3 protein-coding genes and 1 tRNA gene are annotated in these 3,903 nt (G+C 68.9%); 2 read left to right on the plus strand and 2 right to left on the minus strand.

Features of this window, described 5'->3' with window-relative positions; genetic code table 11:
- Positions 1-73: transfer RNA gene (locus tag AC3XYG_RS29750), tRNA-Pro, on the minus strand.
- 86 nt (positions 74-159) lie between these two features.
- Entirely contained in the window at positions 160-921 is a 762-nt protein-coding gene (gene tpiA / locus AC3XYG_RS29755) for a triose-phosphate isomerase (protein WP_489143495.1), read from the minus strand.
- Positions 922-1,082: 161 nt separating this feature from the next.
- Here tpiA and AC3XYG_RS29760 point away from each other — a divergent pair, with 161 nt between their 5' ends.
- Entirely contained in the window at positions 1,083-2,960 is a 1,878-nt protein-coding gene (locus AC3XYG_RS29760) for a peptidylprolyl isomerase (RefSeq protein WP_489143496.1), read from the plus strand.
- Positions 2,961-3,086: 126 nt separating this feature from the next.
- Positions 3,087-3,903 (plus strand): chorismate-binding protein (locus tag AC3XYG_RS29765; protein WP_489143497.1); only part of this gene is annotated, 817 nt, incomplete at its 3' end.

Raw genomic sequence — 3,903 nt, forward strand, 5'->3', positions numbered from 1 at the left:
CGGAGCGGGGAGATTCGAACTCCCGACCCCTTGCACCCCATGCAAGTGCGCTACCAGGCTGCGCTACGCTCCGACCGTGGTCGCCGCCGGACAGGTGCCGGGTGGCGAGCGGGCCGGACTATAACCACGCCCCCGGCCCTATGCAACGCCGATGCGGAGCTATTTTGCAGCGGCCTGGGCGATGGCCCAAAAATCATCCCCCTTGAGGCTGGCGCCGCCGACCAGGGCACCATCGACATTGGGCAGATGCAGGAACTCCGCCGCGTTGGACGGCTTGACCGAGCCACCGTAGAGAATCCGGATTCCCGCCGCCTCGGACGGGACGTGGACGGCCAGCATCGCCCGGATATGGGCATGGGTGTCGGCGACTTCGGCCGCGGTCGGCGTCCGGCCGGTGCCGATCGCCCAGACCGGCTCATAGGCGATCACCGTGTTCTCCGCCGTGGCGCCGCGCGGCAGCGAGCCTGCGATCTGCCGGCTGCAGATCTGCGGCGCCCGCCCCTCGTTGCGCTCGGCCTCGGTCTCGCCGATGCAGATGATCGCGACCAGCCCTTCCGCCTGCGCCGCCCGCGCCTTCTCTGCGACAACCAGGTCGATCTCGCCATGGTCCTGGCGCCGCTCGGAATGGCCGACGATGACATGGCTGCAGCCGAGATCGGCCAGCATCCGCGCCGCGATGTCGCCGGTGTGGGCGCCGCTGGCCTCGCTGTGGCAATCCTGGCCGCCGACCTGCAAGCCGCTGCCCTGCACCGCATCGGCGATTGGGGCGATGATGGTGGCCGGCGGGCAGATCAGCAGGTCGAAGGTGGGGTCGGCGGTGCGTGCCAGCCGCAGGGCAAGGTCGCGGGCCAGGGCCGTGCCCTCGTCCCGCAGCAGGTTCATCTTCCAGTTGCCCGCGATCAGCTTCCGCGCCATCGACACGTCTCCACCCAGTCCCTGAAGGTCCCTTTCATCTACCAATCCGCAGGCCGCGACGCCACAGTGACTCCTTCCGCGTTGCTGCCTGCAAAGGCCGCACCTATGATGCGCGGCCCAACCGCCCGGGACCACCCGTGCGGCCTTGTCCTCCGTCAACGGTCGTCATGCTCCAGATTCTTCGCCACAAGGCCGGCTCCATCGTCGTCAAGGTGCTGTTCGTCGTACTGATCCTGAGCTTCGCGGTCTGGGGCGTCGGGGACATCTTCCGCAACCGGGGACAGAACGACACGGTGGCCACGGTCGGCGACCAGACTGTCAGCTTCCAGCAGGTCGACACCCAGTTCCGCAACTTTGCCCAGAGCCAGCGCATCCCGCTGGCCATGGCGCAGCAGCTGGGCCTGGTGCAGCGCACCGTGGACAGCCTGGTGTCCGGCCTGATGTACGACCAGCTGGCGCGCGACCTGGGCTACATCGTCCCGGACGCCGCCGTGGCCGACGCCGTGCGCGTCGACCCGCGCTTCCGCGACCCGGCGACCAACCAGTTCAGCCGCGACCGCTTCTTGCAGCTGCTGCAGCAGAACGGCACCAACGAGGCGGGCTTCATCGCCTACCAGCGGCAGCAGATGACCCAGCAGGCGGTCGGCCAAGCCCTGTTCAGCGGCGCTGAGGCGTCGAAGCTGATGACCGACCCGATCTACCGCTATCGCCGCGAGACCCGGGTGGCCGAAACGATCACGCTGCGCAATGCCGACCAGAATCATGTGCCGCAGCCGACCGCGGCCGATCTTGAGGCCTATCACAAGGACCATGGCGACAAGTTCCAGTCGCCGGAATACCGCACGCTCAGCGTCGTGCTGCTGAATGTCGACGACTTCACCAAGGGCGTGACGGTGTCCGAGGACGACGCCCGGACCGCCTATGACAAGAACCAGGCGAGCTACGCCAAGCCGGAGCTGCGCAAGTTCGACCAGGTGATCGCACCGACCAAGGAGCTGGCCGAGCAGATCACCACCGCGGTGCGCGGCGGCAAGGCGGTGCAGCAGGCGGTGGACGAGGCCGGCAATGCGTCGGTCAAGCTGATCCCGGTCGACTTCACCGCCAAGACCGGCATGCCGATTCCGGCCCTGGCCGAGCCGGGCTTTGCCCTGAGCCAGGGCCAGGCGACCGACCCGGTGCAGTCGCCCTTCGGCTGGCACGTGCTGGTGCTGACCGGCGTGCAGGCGGCCCACACGGTGCCGTTCGAGGAGGCCCGGCCGCAGATCGAGACCCAGCTGAAGGACAGTAGGGCGGCCGACGCCCTGTATGAGACCGCGAACAAGTTCGAGGACGCGCTGGCCGACAATGTCCCGGTCGACAAGGCGGCGGCGGAATTCGGCTTCACCGTGACCAGCGTGCCGGCCGTGGCCCAGGACGGGACGACCCAGAGCGGGTCGCCGCTGCCGGTGCTGACGAACCAGGCCCAGATCCTGGCGGCCGCCTTCGCGCTGCCGCAGGGCGAGGTCAGCCAGATGACGCCGATCAACGACAAGATCTCCTTCATCGTCCGGACCGAAAGCATCATCGCGCCGACGACCGAGCCGCTGACGAAGGTGCGCGACGAGGTCGCCGCCGCCTGGACCGAGCAGAAGCAGGCCGAGGCGACCGAGGCCCTGGCCGCCGACATCGCTAAACGCGTGGGCGCCGGCGAGGCCACGGCCGATGTCGCCAAGTCGGTCGGCGGGCAGTATGCCGAGACCCCGTCGCTGCTGCGCGACAGCAGCAATGCCGGTGGCCTGCCGGCCCCGCTGATCGGCCAGATCTTCGCCGCCAAGGTCAACGGCACCGCCACTGCCGAGATGCCCGGCGGCCGGGTCGTCGCCAAGCTGACCCGGATCGAGGCGGCCAAGCCCGACCCGGCGGCCGAGGCGGCGGTGAAGCAGGATTTGCGGCGCAGCCTGACCGTCGATATCGGCGACGGCCTCGACCGGGCCCTGCGCCAGCGCTACGACGTCAGCATCGACCAATCGGTGCTGGCCCGGTTGCAGTACCAGGACCAGGAATGACCGTGATGGCCCCGCTGATGGCATCGATGCCCATCCGGCCGGGCCGGACTGGTGCGGGGGAGCGATGGCGTGGCGGTCTCCGCCATGCCTCAGCCCGCCTGCACACTCTCATCACGGAACATCGACATGCCGGATTCCACGGCTTTTGACGCCTTCGCCGACCTCTATCGCGCCGGCAAGCCCCAGGTGGTCTGGACCCGCCTGGTCTCGGACCTCGACACTCCCGTCTCGGCCATGCTCAAGCTGGCCGGCGACGAGCCCTACTCCTTCCTGCTCGAATCGGTCGAAGGCGGCGCCATCCGCGGCCGCTACAGCGCCATCGGCCTCAGGCCCGACCTGATCTGGCGCTGCCGCGGCGATGCGGTCGAGATCAACCGCAACGCCCTGGCCGACCTGGACAGCTACACGCCGGTCGCGGCCTCGCCGCTGGACAGCCTGCGCGCGCTGATCGCGGAATCGCGCATCGACCTGCCGCGCGGCTTCCCGCCGCTGGCGGCCGGCCTGTTCGGCTATCTCGGCTACGACATGGTCCGGCAGATGGAAATGCTGCCCGACACCAATCCGGACACGCTGGGCGTGCCGGATTCGATCATGATCCGGCCGACCATCGTCTGCGTGTTCGACACCATCGCCGACGTCGTCACCATCGTCACCCCGGTGTTCCCGGACGCCGCGATATCGGCGGAAAAGGCGCATGAGGCGGCCTGCGAGCGGCTGTCGCATGTCGTCGCCGCCTTCGAATCCAGCCTGTCGCACCGCGAGGCGGCGGCCGAGGCCGAGCTGCCGGCATTGCCGGAGCCGAGCTCGAACATGACCCGCGAGGAGTATCACGCGGCGGTGGAGCGGGCTAAGGAGTACATCCGCGCCGGCGACATCTTCCAGGTGGTGCTGTCGCAGCGCTTCTCCCTGCCTTTCACCCTGCCGCCGCTGGCCCTGTATCGGG

It is taken from the genome of Inquilinus sp., assembly GCF_057815775.1.